At 65.6% G+C, this 14,422-nt stretch carries 17 protein-coding genes and 1 pseudogene; 6 read left to right on the forward strand and 12 right to left on the reverse strand.

All coding sequences use genetic code 11. The features are described 5' to 3' along the window. Nucleotides 1-288: 288 nt before the first annotated feature. From VMV28_05295 to VMV28_05310, 4 genes and pseudogenes are all read right to left on the reverse strand, one after another. Complete coding sequence (locus VMV28_05295) at nt 289-1,947, reverse strand: acyl-CoA dehydrogenase family protein (protein ID HUZ80014.1); 1,659 nt, start codon at nt 1,945-1,947, stop codon at nt 289-291. Nucleotides 1,948-2,423: 476 nt separating this feature from the next. Further along, entirely contained in the window at nt 2,424-2,696 is a 273-nt protein-coding gene (locus tag VMV28_05300) for a hypothetical protein (GenBank protein HUZ80015.1), read from the reverse strand. A 132-nt stretch (nt 2,697-2,828) separates the two neighbouring features. Next, a pseudogene (locus VMV28_05305) lies at nt 2,829-3,371 on the reverse strand (TATA-box-binding protein). An 80-nt stretch (nt 3,372-3,451) separates the two neighbouring features. Further along, complete coding sequence (locus tag VMV28_05310; GenBank protein ID HUZ80016.1) at nt 3,452-4,573, reverse strand: FAD-dependent oxidoreductase; 1,122 nt, start codon at nt 4,571-4,573, stop codon at nt 3,452-3,454. Nucleotides 4,574-4,787: 214 nt separating this feature from the next. Between VMV28_05310 and VMV28_05315 the strand changes: the two genes are divergently transcribed. Beyond that, entirely contained in the window at nt 4,788-5,174 is a 387-nt protein-coding gene (locus VMV28_05315; GenBank protein ID HUZ80017.1) for a hypothetical protein, read from the forward strand. A gap of 117 nt (nt 5,175-5,291) precedes the next feature. Here VMV28_05315 and VMV28_05320 read toward each other — a convergent pair whose 3' ends face one another. The 5 genes from VMV28_05320 to VMV28_05340 form a co-directional block, all read right to left on the reverse strand. Continuing rightward, nucleotides 5,292-5,975, reverse strand: coding sequence for a methyltransferase domain-containing protein (locus VMV28_05320; GenBank protein ID HUZ80018.1), 684 nt, complete (start codon nt 5,973-5,975; stop codon nt 5,292-5,294). Beyond that, the gene (locus VMV28_05325) at nt 5,956-6,354 is read right to left on the reverse strand and encodes a DUF302 domain-containing protein (GenBank protein HUZ80019.1); all 399 of its coding nucleotides are present in this window, start codon (nt 6,352-6,354) and stop codon (nt 5,956-5,958) included. The genes VMV28_05320 and VMV28_05325 overlap by 20 nt, the downstream gene beginning before the upstream one ends. Nucleotides 6,355-6,382: 28 nt before the next feature. Beyond that, nucleotides 6,383-6,910, reverse strand: coding sequence for an OsmC family protein (locus VMV28_05330; GenBank protein ID HUZ80020.1), 528 nt, complete (start codon nt 6,908-6,910; stop codon nt 6,383-6,385). Nucleotides 6,911-7,049: 139 nt separating this feature from the next. After that, nucleotides 7,050-7,715 (reverse strand): isoprenylcysteine carboxylmethyltransferase family protein, encoded by a 666-nt coding sequence (locus VMV28_05335; GenBank protein ID HUZ80021.1) that lies wholly within the window; start codon nt 7,713-7,715, stop codon nt 7,050-7,052. An 80-nt stretch (nt 7,716-7,795) separates the two neighbouring features. Next, entirely contained in the window at nt 7,796-8,062 is a 267-nt protein-coding gene (locus VMV28_05340; GenBank protein HUZ80022.1) for a hypothetical protein, read from the reverse strand. A 100-nt stretch (nt 8,063-8,162) separates the two neighbouring features. Here VMV28_05340 and VMV28_05345 point away from each other — a divergent pair, with 100 nt between their 5' ends. Further along, on the forward strand, nt 8,163-8,894 hold the full coding sequence (locus tag VMV28_05345; protein ID HUZ80023.1) for a helix-turn-helix domain-containing protein: 732 nt from the start codon (nt 8,163-8,165) through the stop codon (nt 8,892-8,894). A 761-nt stretch (nt 8,895-9,655) separates the two neighbouring features. Here the strand turns inward: VMV28_05345 and VMV28_05350 are convergent. Next, nucleotides 9,656-9,835, reverse strand: coding sequence for a CDGSH iron-sulfur domain-containing protein (locus VMV28_05350; protein HUZ80024.1), 180 nt, complete (start codon nt 9,833-9,835; stop codon nt 9,656-9,658). Between the two features lie 187 nt (nt 9,836-10,022). Here VMV28_05350 and VMV28_05355 point away from each other — a divergent pair, with 187 nt between their 5' ends. Next, nucleotides 10,023-10,262, forward strand: a complete 240-nt coding sequence (locus VMV28_05355) for a hypothetical protein (GenBank protein HUZ80025.1) — start codon at nt 10,023-10,025, stop codon at nt 10,260-10,262. Here VMV28_05355 and VMV28_05360 read toward each other — a convergent pair. Then, nucleotides 10,259-10,624 (reverse strand): hypothetical protein, encoded by a 366-nt coding sequence (locus VMV28_05360; GenBank protein ID HUZ80026.1) that lies wholly within the window; start codon nt 10,622-10,624, stop codon nt 10,259-10,261. The genes VMV28_05355 and VMV28_05360 overlap by 4 nt on opposite strands. Before the next feature lie 71 nt (nt 10,625-10,695). After that, on the reverse strand, nt 10,696-11,406 hold the full coding sequence (locus tag VMV28_05365; protein ID HUZ80027.1) for a transposase: 711 nt from the start codon (nt 11,404-11,406) through the stop codon (nt 10,696-10,698). Between the two features lie 438 nt (nt 11,407-11,844). On the opposite strand from VMV28_05365, the gene VMV28_05370 reads away from it, so the two are divergent. From VMV28_05370 to VMV28_05380, 3 genes are all read left to right on the forward strand, one after another. Next, the gene (locus VMV28_05370) at nt 11,845-12,810 is read left to right on the forward strand and encodes an NAD-dependent epimerase/dehydratase family protein (protein ID HUZ80028.1); all 966 of its coding nucleotides are present in this window, start codon (nt 11,845-11,847) and stop codon (nt 12,808-12,810) included. Nucleotides 12,811-12,869: 59 nt separating this feature from the next. Next, nucleotides 12,870-13,259 carry a methionine-R-sulfoxide reductase gene (locus tag VMV28_05375; protein HUZ80029.1) on the forward strand — a complete coding sequence of 130 codons (390 nt, stop codon included), beginning with the start codon at nt 12,870-12,872 and terminating at the stop codon, nt 13,257-13,259. A gap of 180 nt (nt 13,260-13,439) precedes the next feature. Beyond that, nucleotides 13,440-14,375: a site-specific integrase gene (locus tag VMV28_05380; GenBank protein HUZ80030.1), complete on the forward strand. Its 936-nt coding sequence runs from the start codon at nt 13,440-13,442 to the stop codon at nt 14,373-14,375. Nucleotides 14,376-14,422: the final 47 nt, after the last annotated feature.

Genomic DNA, 14,422 nt, shown 5'->3' on the forward strand with positions numbered 1-14,422 from the left:
GGCGCTCGTCTCCGTCTGCGTATCGGCCCTCTTCCCTCCTCCGGATCACGGTGGACGGACCGGAGGAGGCTCGAGCCATGCGCCCGTCTTTCATAACTTGAGGCTCCGTTTTCGGCGTCGAGGATCGGCGATTTCCCATAGGACCGAAGGGAGCGGACCCGCGGGTAGGGAGTGGTCCCCGACAGGCGGCCCGACCCTAAGCCCCCATCGACAGCGCTCCGAGGTATTCTGTCGGGCTCGACGGTGGGCGTCCACGCCCGAGCACCCTGTGGCCACGATGCCGGAAACCTAGGCGTCGGTGCCCACCGCCGGAGCTCGGTCGATGCCGATTACCTCGTCGACCTCCTCGGGCGTGGGGAGATCGTAGCGCTTTCCTTCGAGATACCTTCGGGCATACAGCGCGGCGACGCGACCCATGCGCGGCGAGGGGAGCGAGTTCGATACCCGAAGCAGCTCGACCACGGCGATCGCGTGACCGAGGTCGTTCAAGACGTCCTTCCCGAAGAACTGCGCTTCCGCCTCCGAATAGGAGGCGAGGGTGTTCAGGGCCTCCTCGATCCGCGCACGTGCGAGTGCGAACGTCGCGGGACCCGTGCGGATCTCCGCTCCGATCCGCTCGATCTCCTGGAGCAGAGTCCGGTCCGCACGCTTCTTCGCGATCACTTCCAACAGGTCGAGCGCTTGGATGTTGCTGGGGCCCTCCCAGATCGGGGTGATCAACGCCTCTCGGTGCCAGCGCTCGATCGGGAACTCCCGCAGGAAGCCGAGGCCGCCATGGAGCTCCATGGCGACCTTCGTGACGTAGGCGGACATGTCCGCGGTCACGTTCTTCGTGATGTGCGTAAGGAGCCGGGCGTAGTGATACCTCGGTCCGTAGGGGGGAGTGTCCGTCCAGGATGTCTGAAACCCCTCGACCGCCAGGAACGCTAGGACCAGGGCGCCCTCGATGGCGACCTCGAGGTCCAAGAGATCGCGTCGGATGAGCGGGTGATCGATCAGACGACGCCCGAAGGCGGTTCGAGTCTGGGTATAGTAGTACGCCTCGAGGTACGCCTTCCGAGCGATACCGAGCGCGGCCATCGAGTTCGCGAGCCGAGAGACCATCAGGTTCTCCAGCGTGTAGTAGATCCCCTGCTCAACGTCTCCGAGCAGCATGGCTTGCGCGCCATGGAACTCGACCTCGCCCGTCGGTACCCCGACGGTGCCGCTCTTCTTCTTCAGGCGGCGGACCAGGAAGTTGCGCTTCCCATCGCGGTCGTGCTCCGGGACCAAGAAGAGCCCGAGACCCTTCGCTCCTCGGTCGTCCGGCCCGACCCGCGCGGTCACGAGCGCCAGGTGGGCCAGCCCCGCATTGCTGGCGAAGTACTTCGTATCCCCATCGATCGTCCATCGTCCCTCGTGCAGGTCGGCCCGCACTCGGTTGGCACCGAGATCGCTGCCTCCCTGGATCTCGGTGAACCACGTGGCGCCATACCGGATCGGGTCCTCCTCGCCGATGAGGCTCGGGAGGAGCGCCCGGGCCGAGGCATCTCCGTACTTATGAATCGCATACGCCGTTTGATTGGTGACCGTGAGGATGCAACCGATCCCGGGATCGGCGATGAGATAGAGGGACGCGAAATGCTCGAACCAATCCCCGCGGCGGTACGGTCCCCGGTTCACGGCCCCTTCCTTGAGGAGCCACTCGAGCGCGCGCATTTCGGAGGGCGCCATCCAGGCGCGGTCGACGCGTTCCCCGTCCACGCTCCACATGATGTGTTCGGGGTGCCCGAACTTGTCGACGTAATCCGCGACCTCGTACAGATCCTTGCCGGTGAATTCCCCTAGTCGCGCCAGATCGGGAACCGTACCCAAGTGAAACCGCAGGACGGCTTGGAACGGGAGGTCCAGGGTGAAGTGGTTTCGGCCGTAGGCGTGAGAGAGATGGCGATAGGGAGAGTCCGACACGGCCTCCCATGGCTTCGGTCTAGTTAACGAGGGTCGGGAAACGCATCGTGGGTCGGTCGTCCGATGCCGGACCCGTACGATCGCGAGTCGCCACGTTGCATTGTACGATCGATCGCTCCATACCGGTCGGAGCGGGTGGGTTCAGTGACGGATGGTCGGAAGGCCCGTCACCATCGAAGGGCCGAAGCGACCTGCTTTCGGGCGGCTCTCGTTTGGTGGCCCGGACCACTTCGGGTGTAACTCGTGCACGCGCATGCACGACACGGACCATCCGACGGATGCAGTCGCCTCTGGTGCCGGCAGCCCGCGGTCTCACACTCCGTCGTCACGTAGTCCTCTGGGCAATCTGTGAGTTCGGTGGGGCGGATGTAGCTTCCGCGGCGGTGAAGGGTGGAATCGGGGCCATGGCACGCGGAGGGAGCCAATCCGCCCGGGGCCCCTCGCGAGGGAGACGACGAGGACCCATCCCCGAACTCTTACGGTGCGCTTCGAACCACGCGAACATTGACATCGTCATGGAATCTTCGGACCTCCAGCGTGGACCCCTGGGCACGGAGGGCGACGAGGAACGGCTCCGCGCCCAGTCCGGGTCCGTCTCTCCACTTCGCCACGAACAGCCCAGTACCCTGCTGGAACGGGATCGCCAAGCCGCGCGCGACGAGTTGGCGGAACCCATCATCCGACAACGGCTCGAATGGCGTTGCCAGCATTCTCTTTCTCCGGGGATAGCTCTGCTTCATGGTCTTCATTCTTCACTCCGAGGCGAGGATTCCGTTTCGGCTTGGCACGGACCGCACCCGGGGCCGAGGGGCGGGGCTCCGCGAAGGCGCGGCGAGAATCTCGCTGGGATCACGGCCCGACGCCGGGGTTCGCTCCGGGGACAAGAGGCCTGCCTGCCGGAGCTCGGTCGTGATGGTCTGCACGGCAAGTTCGACGTCCGACGGTCGACGGGCTCCGGTGCAAACTAGCTTGCCGCTGCCGAAGAGGAGCACCACCACACGCGGCGTCGTGAGACGACAGACCAGTCCAGGAAACTGCTCGGGCTCGTACTCCACTCGGTCCAGGCCGAGGGTGACCGCGATCGAATTCAGGTTGACTTCGCTCCCCAGGTCGGAGGTCGCGACGATGTTCTGGACCTGGATCTTGGGGTGCGGGAGGATCTTCTGGCCGGCCTTACGGATCAGCTCGGAGATCGTGCGGACGGCGGCATCCACCTGATTCCAGCTCTTCCCTCCCGTGCAAACGACCTTGCCCGAGCGGAAGAGGAGGATCGCCGTTTTCGGTTCCTTGAGCCGGTAGATGAGTCCGGGGAACTCCTCCGGATTGTATTCCGCCCCGTCGAGCGCAAGGCCGATCGACTGTAGATCGAGCACGTCGCCGAGCGAAGTCGAGGCCACCACGTTCTCGATTCGGATCCTCGTCATGATGCGTATATATACTATTTAAAGATATATTTAAAAGGGATGGGTCGAGTCCGCCGCGGTACCCCGACGGGTGTCGACTCTCAGACGGGCCCGGCGTGCAATGACCCGCAATACCTCGAGAGAAATGGATCGTTCTGGGTCTGGTTCGTGCACAGGAGCGCCGCGCGCTTTCCCAGGGCCGGAGCGAAGCTCCATCCGAGCCGGAACCCGCCGTTCGCGATGATCAACCGGCCCTTCCTTCCGACGATCGGTAGGCCGTCCGGAGTGCACGGGCGGGATCCGTCACCGAAACTGAGGACCCGATCGACGGGTAGGAGTTCCTTCACCGCGGCGAGGATGCTCGGCGCGTGGGAAAGGCGTGCGGAGAGGTCGAAGTCCCAGCCGCCCGTTACCTTCAGCTCGTTCTCGAACGGGACCACGGCGATTCCCCGGTCCACGAAGATGGTGGCGACCTCCACCTTCATCGGGCTCTGAACGTGCCAGCCGTACCCCTTCACACCCGTGAGAGGGAGACCGAGCTTGCGTGAGGTCACGCCGGTACTGACCACGACCGAGTCGAAGTTCGCCGTTGTCCCTCCCATTCGGAGGGTCCCGTCCAGTCCCACATGATCCACGCGCTGGCGCACGATCTGGGTCTGGGTCAGTTCGCGGAGCATTCTCTGGACGAACCGTTCGGTGTGCACCCATCCGACGGACGGGTAGAACAGGCTCCCGGCCCAACCCTCCCCCTCCCGCACCTCCACGGGAACGATCGAGCCCTTCGACGTCGCGACCGCTCGATCCTCCAGGAAATGGGTCCGGTGGTCGTACCGTTCGAGCAGGCCCTTGAGGGTGTACGCGAAATCGTTGTTCTGGGTAGCCAGCTCCTCGTACCCAGCGACGGACGTCCGCGCCATCTCGCGGAGGACCTCGTCGGCTCCGGGGATGAGATCTCTCTCCAGCTCGCGAAGGCTCGCGGACAGCCATCTCCCGTCGACGCTCCGAAACGTACAGGTTCCGCCACGCCAGAATCTCCAGACCCGACGAAGGAACGCGAAGGTGTTCGTCCGGTAGGCGTTGGCCGGCTCGATGATCCCGGCCGCATGATCGGAGCGAGCGCCCGGCTTCCCCTCCTCGTAGAGGGTGACCTCCGCGCCTGCCCGCTCGAGATGAAATGCGGCGAAGAGCCCGACGATCCCCCCGCCGACGACGGCTACCTTCATCGACAGACCCGTCGCCTTCCGAAGGAGTTCAACCACCTCACCATTGAAAAGCTCGCCATTCGATCGTGGACCCTTACGTAGGACCGCGTGTCGGCACCGTGGAACGGGCGTCGGACGAAAGCGCTCCCGCGTTCCCGAGGGCGGGTGGGCTGCTTGGTTCGAGCTCGGCGTACTTACTATACCATGGACTTCTGCACGACCCGAAGGTTGTAGCATGGCGCGGGGAAGCTGGGTAGGCGTACTCGCCGCGCTGGGCGGGATTCTCATCGTCGTGGGAGGGTTCTTGGGGTTCTTTCTCAGTATCCTCCCGAGCGGCTACGCTCCCCAGTACTCGCTGGGGACGTCGGTCGCGGTAGCGATCGTCGCCGTCCTCCTCGGGGTCGCCATTCTGATCTTCTCGGGCTATACGCGCTACCGGGGAATGGGGCAAGGCATGGCGGGGGCCCTCGCGTTTCTGATCCTCGGGGCAATCACGTGGGTGATTGCGGGAGGATGGCTCCTCGTGGTGATCGGCTCGTTCCTGACCATCCTAGCGGGCCTGATCCTCTTGGTCGTGATCCTCAGGCGCGGGCCTAACGAGCGAAGGTCGGGCCCATCCTGATATCGCGTGGGACCTCTCGCAGAGTCGTAACTTAGCAGGGAACGGTGCGTGGGGCCGAAACGGCAGGGAGTTCCCATGCTCGAGGGTCGGGGCCCCGAGCCTAGGATCGGCGCGATCCTACGCGCGACGCTTCTTCTCGAGCATGAGGGCGTAGTGGTACGGACCTAGATCCCACTCTGCGTTGGTCTCCAGGCCATATCCCTCCAGTATGCGTCGGGCTTCCGTTGCGGCGAGCCGATGTTCCACCGGCGGACCTCCCGGGGTCGATTCCTTCTTCCAGTCCACGTCCACGAGGCGACCCCCCGGGCGAAGGATCCGCACGGCTTCCGCGACGGTCGCCGGTGGCACGCCGTGGAGGACGTTGGCCAGGAGGACGCGATCCGCGAGATCGTCGGGAAGGGGCACTTGATCCGGCCGAGAGATCAGAGCTTCGATGTTGGATCGGTGTCGTTCGGTCGCTCGCTCCCGGATCAGGTCAATCAGCTCGTGGGAGACATCGACCGCGTAGACCCGACCGGTCGGCCCGACGCATTCGCTCGCCGGAAAAGTGTAGAATCCCGAGCCGGCGCCCACGTCGACGACCGTCATGCCGGGTCGGAGACCGACCCGGCTCCACAGGTTCCGTGCATCCTCCGACTGGAGGCGATCGGGACTCTCCAGAACGGCACTCGCACGTTCCCGGGTCCAGACCTCCTCGTGCATCTTCCGATGATCCGCATGATGGTGAGACTTCGGACGATGCGCGGGGTGCCGGGCGTCCACCTCGGCCGGGCGATCGCGGCTACGTTTCTGCGGAGGCATCCACGGCTTCCTTCAGGCTCTGCTCGATCTCCGCTCCCATGCGCTCCAGCTTGGGCTGCGGCAGGAACGCACCGATCAGGATCGTCGGTCGTTGAAGGGTGATCCGCGTTCGGCCCTGCTCCGAGGAGACCTCCAGTTTGCACGGGAGGAGGATCGCCACTTCCCGGCTCACGCCCAGCGCGGCGAGGGCATGCCTCGGGGAACAGACGTCGAGCAGAACGATGGGCTCGATCACGGCCTCGGTCTTCTCCAGGAGGATGTCGTGGATGCGGACGGTGGAGAGGATGCCGAACCCGCGTCGCTTCAGCTCGGTCCCGAGACGGACGACGGCATCCTCTACTCCTTCCGTGGAGAATCGTTCGTACGTCGAACTCTCCATGGTGATCCCATACCTCCTTCGCGATGTCTCACCCGCGCGGATGAGCTCCCGGGCGAAGGGCCGGCTGAGAGGTTATCGGTTCGCTCGTAACGAGGTCCGCCGGCGAAGGCGCCGCCTCGCGAACGGCGCTCCCGAGCGAAGGTGCGAGCACCCGAGCGACCACTTGGACGGGAACGTGCGCTTGCTCGAAGAGGACACCTACAGGGCAGATACGGAGCGTCACCCGCAGTGCTGTCTCCACCTCCTCGCTCGACGCTTCGGTCCGAACTTCGAGGGTGCCTGCGACCCGCTGGATGGTCGGAGCTCCCTTCGGTCGCTCGGCCCCCAACGCGACTCGCATGTCGACGAAGCGTAACTTTCGCCTCTGGGCTACGAGCCCGAAAATCGTTGTGATGCATCCGGCGAGGGAGAGCACCATCAACTCGAGTGATGAGGTGCCGGCATCCGTCCCATCTTCATCGGGCGGTAGGTCGACGGTCACCATGTGACCCCGTCCGTCGTCCAGCCGGGTCCTGAAGCCGCCCTCCCAGACTCCGTGCGCTTCCATGCTTACCATCCTAGGACCACAGATGCGGAGTAGATGGGAGCGGAGTCAACGCCACTTGACCCTCTTTGCAGCGGATGGAAGGCGGTGCTTCTCGAGCACGGATCGCTTCTCTCGCCCGCCTGCGACAACGAGGGGACGCGCGCGACCATCAACGATCCTTCCGTACTGGGGTGTCGGGGGTTCGCGGTTCTCCGCGAGGTCGCCCAGGGAGGAAGCGGCCGGTCTCGGCCATGAGCCGCTCGTATTCGGCCCCCAGACGCGGGGAGCGGGTGAACATCCGCTCTTCCACGGTCGCGCGGTACTCCGCGAGCGCGAAGAGCACGATCGCATCGATCGCAACGACCGGGCTGAGAAAGAGGAGCGTGGTTCCGATCGATAGGAAGAGGATTGCCGAATACATCGGGTGTCGAATCCAACGGTACGGACCGCTCCGGACGATCGGCTGGGTCTCGGTGATCTGGATCTTCACGGTCGTGTACCGACCAAGGGTGCGTAGTGCCCAGCCGGCCAGCAGCGCACCTCCGACCCACACCACGAACCCGACGGCCTGAACGATCTCATCCCCGGGGAACCCGAACGTCCATGGGCCGAGGTAGGTAGGGTGGGGGACCAGCAGGACCAGGAGGGTGTAGAGCAGTAGGATCGAAACTGCCGCGAGCCATACGATTTCGGTCCACTGGGGGACGCCTCCCTCGGTCGCTACCGATTCCCTCGGCCGGTGCTGGGACAGGCTGGGGCGAGCGAGCGCGACGGTCGCCGCGAGGATGAGGAGGGCCGTGAAGGCGAGGCCCTGAGCTACTTCGAGACCGAACATGCTGCTTCCCGATCTTGTTCTTCTGCGCGGGCTCAGGGAAAGGCAGGCTGGAAAGGGTTGTGGGCTGACGGAAGGATCGCCTACCGGGTGAAGAACGGCGTCACCTCGCGGATCGTCCGTTGGGTCGGGAGCCCGACGCTCTGGTACAAGCCCTCGAGACCTTCAGCGCTCGGGGCCTCCCACACGCAGTGAGCTTCGGTGGCGTTCGGAACGCCCACGATCGAGATCGGCCGGAATCCCGCCGGGATCTGGCCGTTCTTCGCGGAGGTGATCGTCCCCTGCACTTTCGCGATCACGATCTTCGTGTCTGCATCCTTCCACTTGTGGCTGATTTCGTAGGTCGGCATTTTTCATCGACCCGAGGAGGCCCCGTACCGAGAAGAGCAGCCCCGTTGCGAATGCAATGGGCTTATCGCGCACAAGGCGGTGGAGCCAAGGGCAGAGCCGGTGCAGCTCGTACATATCCTGATCCAACACCCCTGCCTCCTGTCCGCGCCGGTGACGGCCTCTGTGCGAGGGCTGCGGGTGACCCACCTCTGCCACCGTGGGAAAGAGACGACTCTCGAGGCCCATTCACCGGATCCGGCGGATCTCGCTCCGCTCCTCGAAACGTACCGGAACGCAGGGGGCACCGAGCTCTTCCGCGAGGGAGATGGGTCGGCCGCGCTCGTGCGATTCGCTGCGTGCGCGTGCTGTCGCAGCGGCCGGGTGATTCCCACGATCGAGGCCGCGGGCAACCTCTACCTTCCGCCCTCGATCTACTCGGCGGAGGGTGAGACGTATCAGTTCCTGGTCCCGGAGGGCGGCCTCGATAATGCGGTCCTCGCGACGCTCCCAGCGGACGTCCGCGTGATCCGGATCGGGACCCGAGCGTTGACTTCGCTGGGGTTCGAGGACACCTTCCTCGTTCCGGTCGGCAATCTGCTCTCCAACCTCACACCGCGGCAGCGCCAGGCGATCGTGCTCGCGTTCGCCCGAGGGTACTACCGGATCCCTCACGCCGTTACAACCGGAGAGCTCGCCCAGGCGCTGGATGTTTCGCGGGAGGCGTTCGACGCGCTGCTCCGAAAGGCCGAGAACAAGCTGATGACCGCGCTCTTCCCCTATCTGGCGGCCCAGTCGACCTCCGCGGAGGGCCCGATCTCTTCCGACCGTTCAGGGGGAACCACCGATTCATGAAGCCTTCGCGCACCGGCCCAAGGCCGAGCCCCGTTCGACGGCGGAGGGACGTACGATCCAAGAGCCGAAGCGCATCCGGAGGCGGCCCCTCCCCGCTCCGCCCCTCGACGCGCTTCTGGCCCCAGCACTCGCCGTTCACCTGCGGCCCGGCCGCTCTCGGCAACGTGCTCCAACAGATCGCTCGGTACCGGCCGCCGGACCTTACGGCGGAGGAGATCCGGATTTGGAGGGAGAGCACTGCTCTCGTGTGTCCCGGCTCGCACCCTCTCGGTCTCGCACTTGCAGCGGTGCGAAGAGGATTCCCAGCGGCCGTCGAGATGTCCGGACCGCGCCCGTGGCTCTGGAGACACATTCTTTCAGAGCACGGCGGGCCCGGAGCCCTCCGCATCTACCGCGTGGCGGAGGAGCGACTCCGGCAGGAATGCAAGGAGCGAGGGATTCGCGTCCGTTCCTACCGCGAAGTGCCCAGCCGGGTCGGGTCTCGCGCCGGGCTCCTGCTCGTAGATGCGAGGAGCGTGGAAGCACGGCATTCCGACCCCCACTGGGTGGGACTCGTCTCCCGGGGCCGAGATCTGCAGGTCTTCGACCCGCTTCGGCGATCGCCTTACCGCTCGGAGCGCTCACTCGACGACTGGAAGAGGCACGCCGGGTTCCAGGGAAGCAAGGTGTGGATCTCCCTCCTCCCACTCCGCGGCTAGCGCGCGGAGATTCTTCGGCACCCCCGAGCACCCCGCGGGTAGACCGTTGGGGCCGTCCGCGGCCTACGAGGAGATCACGGGGAGGTTGGTGGCAACCGCCTTGAAGCCCGCGGTGCGGTGGGCACCGTCGCAGTTCGGCTTCTTCGAGGAGTGCCCGCACCGGCACAGAGCCGTCACGACCTTCCCATCGACCAGCACCAGGTTCGGCCCATTCTCTACAGCTTGGATCTCAACCTTCGTCATCGGCTCGTTTTAGGACGCCTGGGATTAAGGCGAGCCCGTTTCCTCGGGTACACCAACTGGTTCTGAGCCTACCAGCCCCGAGTGGCCGGGCCGGCCCGGCAGTCGCCGACCCCTCCATCGACTTCCAGCGGCATCCGAAATCGTATAGGGCGATGGGGGCCTGTACTTCGTGCTGGAGACAAGGACGATGAGTGCCACAGAGGATGTTTTGGGAAAGGGGATGGTCGAGGGGCTGATCGGCGCGTTGAGCGACAAGCACGCCCAGTTGGACCTGCGGTTGAAGGGCGTGACGCTCAATCTGGTCGGAGCCCCCGTCAAGCTCGAAGTGAACGGGACGGTGTCGGTCTCCGTTCACATGCGCGACCTCACCAAAGAGGAGACGGCCGCGCTCGCGGCCGCTCACATCGCAGCCACCAAGGCCGCCTAGATTAGACGCAGCAGTGCGGGTAGAGCGCCGAGCTCTACGCGGATGTTGCCCGTGAGGGCGCTCGCACCCCTTCCAAGCCGTGCCAACGGACGCTTCCCTACCGTGAGGGTCACTGTCCAGCCGAGCTCCGATAGGCGCTGAGGTATCCGGAGCCCTTGTCGCATCTCCCTGAATCCTCCCGATAGGAGGAGGCGTGGGAGCTCCTTGGCGAGGGTCTTGACGGGGGCAAGGTCCACCTCCAGGTTGCGCTGGTCCGCGTCCATCTCGACCCACGGGACCCCGTCCCAGTCGATGCTCAGCTGACCTCCGCTGATCCGCTCGAGGAGGGCCAGCCCCGTCGGGGCAGGAGGAGATCGGGCCATGCTCATGGAGGGCTCGGCCCCTTAACCCGCTTCCCGCCCCGTTCCGAGGTTGACTGAGAACCCCCTCCGACTCACGAGTGGTGGTAGCCTAGCGCCACGGCGTCCCAGACTACGGCTCGCAGAAGAATCTCAGCTCGTTGGGTGTCCGGCCGACGGGAACGGACCCACCCGCCGAACCGCTCCTTGAACGCTCCGAACGTTCCCTCGATCACCGCCCGTCGCCGATACCGACACTGGAACTCCCGTCGGTGGTTCCGCTGGTCCGACAACATCTGGCTCCACGCCGGGGCTCCCCCGGCATCGATGCGCCCGATGTTCCGCTTTAGATCCATCACGGGCCGACCGCCCCGGTCGGCCACCGCTTGGGCGTTCCGTCGCGAGAGATACCCTTTGTCGAGCGCCACGTTGCCGATGGAGACCGTTCTCGGGAGCTGCTCGAGAAGTCGGGGCAGTTCCGTGACGTCGTTCGTGCGGGCGTCGGTGACGTGGGCGGCGAGGAAGAAGGGAAACTGGGCCCGGGTTGCCACGAGCGCGTGGAGCTTCACGAAGACGTGGCGAAGTCCATAGCCGAGACGGGCGGTGATCCACCGCTCGTATCGGCGGGTCGAGAGTCCTGTTCCATCGGCGGCGAGGTTCTCACGCGGTCGGCAGAGCTGGTGCGCCAGGGTTCCCACCAGTCGTTCGAGGTAGAGGATCGGGACTCGGACCACGAGAGCGGCAACCGTGGGAGCGGCGGGGACTCGCCGAAAGCCGAGCTTGCGAGCGAGTTGAGGGAGAGCCACGAGAGTCGTGTGGACCTCATCATACGACCATCCCTCCAGGGCACGGAGGAGGAGAAAGCGAACGACATCCCGAGGGTCGGTGGGAGGTCGGCCGGGGGTTCCGGGTGGGCGGACCCAGAACGGTGGGGGAAGTCGGCGAACCAGTTTGGCGAGTCGGCGGAGGACATCCGCCCACCCGTTGCGTAAGAAGCGACGGTAGCGCGCCCAGTCGATGCGTCGACGGGTGCGTGGGCCGATGGGTGTTTCGTTCGGTCGGTGGCTGCGCTCTTCTGGGCCGAAGGGCCCCCTCCGTGGCGGTTGGCGTACACAACCACGCTGTCGCGGAGGTTCCCTCTTCATCGAGAGGCTCCAGAGGAACCTCCGAGTGGCCCAGCGAGGTTCTCAGTCAACCTCGCCCGTTCCCAAACCGTTAAGCCTCCGGTCCCAGAGTGGCCCCCGATGCGCTACGTGGTGCTGGGGGCGGGCGGGAGCATCGGTAACGCCGTCGCCCGATCCGCGGCCGTGCGCGGTCACACGGTCCGAGCCGTGGCCCGTCACCCAGAGCTCATTCCGGATCTCCCCGCGGGGGTGGAACGATACCGTGCCGATGTGCTCGATGCCGCCGCGACGACCGCCGCGTGCACGGGCGCGGACGTGATCATCCACGCGGTGAACGTACCGTACCCCGGCTGGGCCGAGATCGTCCCTCGGGTCGCGGCCAACGCACGGAGCGCCGCGGAGGTCACCGGGGCGATCCTGGGCTTCCCCGGAAATGTGTATCCGTACGGGGTGCCCCAGACGAACCCCGTTCTGGAGAGCCATCCGTTCGCGGCCACGACCGTCAAGGGACAACTGCGGGCCGAGATCGAGCGCGACTACATGACCGCTCACGCGGCGGGGAAGATCCGGCTGGTGCTCCCTCGGTATCCGGATTTCTACGGTCCGAACGTCCTGAACCCTTTGTTCGCCCCGATATTCGACGGGGCGATATCGGGAAAGGGCTGCCGCTGGCCGATCGATGCGGACCTTCCGCACGAATTCATCTTCATCGATGACGCCGCGGCGGCCATGATCCGCCTCATCGAGACGCCCGCGGCCCACGGGATCCCCGTGCACGTTCCCGGGCCCGGAACCATCCCCGCTCGGGAGTTCGTCCGAATGGCGTACGCGGAAGGCGGGCACCCTGAGAAGCTCAGCACCTTCGGGCGAGGGGCGTGGCGCGTGGCCGGCACGTTCAACGCCGAGATTCGCGGAGCGTACGAGATGGCGTATCTGTTCGAGACCCCCGTGGTGCTGGGGGGCTCGCGCTACGACTCTCTCGTAGGAGAGTCTCGCCCGACCACCCCCTATCCCGAAGGTATCCGCCGCACGGTCGCGTGGTTCCGTTCACCGTCGCGCGGGTCCGGAGCGACCACCCGACACTGAACGGATGGACGAACGGGCGTTCACTGCGGCGTAATATCTCGGCGCGCATCTGTCTCGACATGGCCGGAGAGCCGACGGTCTCCTTCCGCAAGCTGACCCACGCGGAAGAGTCCGTGATCATGCATCGTGGCACGGAGCGGCCGTTCTCCGGAGAGTACGAGCACCACTTCCAGCCCGGGACGTACGTGTGCAAGAGGTGCAGCGCTCCGCTGTATCGGTCGAACGACAAGTTCGACGCTCGATGCGGCTGGCCGAGCTTCGATGACGAGATCCCCGGGGCGGTGAAGCGACTGAGCGATTCGGACGGTACGCGCGTCGAGATCCGATGCGCGCGGTGCGACGCCCATCTCGGCCACGTCTTCGAGGGCGAGGGGCTCACTCCCAAGGACACCCGCCACTGTGTGAACTCGATCTCCCTCCAGTTCGTCCCCGCAGCCGATACGCGCTAACCGCGTCCTCGCGGTTCGTCGCATCGGACCGCCCCGTCGCACCGTGCGCACGGCGAGCCGGGTGGCCACGCAGCTCGCGTCGCCCGGATCCGGAATCCGGAATCCGGAAATCGCGCATCGCACCGTTCATCGTTCACCCGGACCGCAGAGAAGGGAGCCACTAGCGGCCGTGCTCGTGCGATGGTCCAAGCCGACCCCGGCTCGCTCTGCCGTTGGCTGCGTTCGAAGGAAAAGCGTGGGTGTCAAGGCGAGACGCTCCGCCGGTATCGAGAGATCGTACGGTCCTGCCTACAGGAGATGCGCCGGCAAGGTCGGTCGGAATCCCCCAGCCGCTGGCGCGAGCGAGATTTTGACCACTTACGGCTCCGCGCCGCCCGGTCGCGTTGGGCCTTCGGGATCCTGATCGATTACGCGCGCTTTGCGGGAAACCGGATCACTCCGCTGGTCTCCGTTCCCCCACGCCCGTTCTCCCAGCGCGTTCGATGGCTCGATCGATCCAGTATGGAAGGGTTGATTCGATCCGTTCGAAGGGATCCCGCCCTTTCGCTGATCGTCGTGCTCGGGCTGGGCCAGGGCCTCCGCCGGATCGAATGGAGGAGGCTGCGGGTGGCGGACGTAGACCTGGAGTCCGGGCGCATTCTCGTGCGGGGAAAAGGACGCACCGTTCCGAAGCTCGTGTGGATGCCGGTCCATCCTGCATTGCCTCCGATATGGAAGAGGTTCCTAGCCCGACGCGATCGACTGATCGCGAGAAATCAACTTCGAAGCGACGCCCCGCCCGTGCCTCCAGAGGCGTTCATCCACTGGTGGCGCGGGAGGCTGGTCCCCTACTCGCTCGCCGGCCTGGACGCGTGGGTGGGACGGCTCGGGAGGCGATTGGGGACCGGAGCGGGGGCGCATCGGCTGAGCTCCCATATGCTTCGCCGCTCCGGAGCGACGCTCCTCGAGGAGGTACTCCTCGGATCCCCACATCCATCCCTCGACGGAGTGTATCGGGCCATCCAATCGTTCCTGCGGCACGAGAACCTCGCCACCACGATGCGATACCTCCAAGAGAACCCCGCACGTCAGCGGCGGGCTCTCGAGCAGTTCGGTTCGGCGCTCCCGTGGGTATAGGGCGCCCCCATCTGAGGGCCCGATGTTCTTGGGCGTCGACCCGGCAC

Source organism: Thermoplasmata archaeon (assembly GCA_035532555.1).
In the GTDB taxonomy this organism is placed as follows: domain Archaea; phylum Thermoplasmatota; class Thermoplasmata; order Lutacidiplasmatales; family UBA184; genus Lutacidiplasma.

What these genes read in the sequence shown, in the direction of transcription:
- VMV28_05330 (HUZ80020.1), bottom strand. Translation starts at nt 6,910, where the DNA reads ATGGTAAGCATGGAAGCGCACGGAGTCTGGGAGGGCGGCTTCAGGACC.
- VMV28_05380 (HUZ80030.1), top strand. Translation starts at nt 13,440, where the DNA reads ATGGTCCAAGCCGACCCCGGCTCGCTCTGCCGTTGGCTGCGTTCGAAG.
- VMV28_05315 (HUZ80017.1), top strand. Translation starts at nt 4,788, where the DNA reads ATGGCGCGGGGAAGCTGGGTAGGCGTACTCGCCGCGCTGGGCGGGATT.
- VMV28_05360 (HUZ80026.1), bottom strand. Translation starts at nt 10,624, where the DNA reads ATGGCCCGATCTCCTCCTGCCCCGACGGGGCTGGCCCTCCTCGAGCGG.
- VMV28_05300 (HUZ80015.1), bottom strand. Translation starts at nt 2,696, where the DNA reads ATGAAGACCATGAAGCAGAGCTATCCCCGGAGAAAGAGAATGCTGGCA.
- VMV28_05350 (HUZ80024.1), bottom strand. Translation starts at nt 9,835, where the DNA reads ATGACGAAGGTTGAGATCCAAGCTGTAGAGAATGGGCCGAACCTGGTG.
- VMV28_05375 (HUZ80029.1), top strand. Translation starts at nt 12,870, where the DNA reads ATGGCCGGAGAGCCGACGGTCTCCTTCCGCAAGCTGACCCACGCGGAA.
- VMV28_05355 (HUZ80025.1), top strand. Translation starts at nt 10,023, where the DNA reads ATGAGTGCCACAGAGGATGTTTTGGGAAAGGGGATGGTCGAGGGGCTG.
- VMV28_05325 (HUZ80019.1), bottom strand. Translation starts at nt 6,354, where the DNA reads ATGGAGAGTTCGACGTACGAACGATTCTCCACGGAAGGAGTAGAGGAT.
- VMV28_05370 (HUZ80028.1), top strand. Translation starts at nt 11,845, where the DNA reads ATGCGCTACGTGGTGCTGGGGGCGGGCGGGAGCATCGGTAACGCCGTC.
- VMV28_05340 (HUZ80022.1), bottom strand. Translation starts at nt 8,062, where the DNA reads ATGCCGACCTACGAAATCAGCCACAAGTGGAAGGATGCAGACACGAAG.
- VMV28_05320 (HUZ80018.1), bottom strand. Translation starts at nt 5,975, where the DNA reads ATGCCTCCGCAGAAACGTAGCCGCGATCGCCCGGCCGAGGTGGACGCC.
- VMV28_05335 (HUZ80021.1), bottom strand. Translation starts at nt 7,715, where the DNA reads ATGTTCGGTCTCGAAGTAGCTCAGGGCCTCGCCTTCACGGCCCTCCTC.
- VMV28_05310 (HUZ80016.1), bottom strand. Translation starts at nt 4,573, where the DNA reads ATGAAGGTAGCCGTCGTCGGCGGGGGGATCGTCGGGCTCTTCGCCGCA.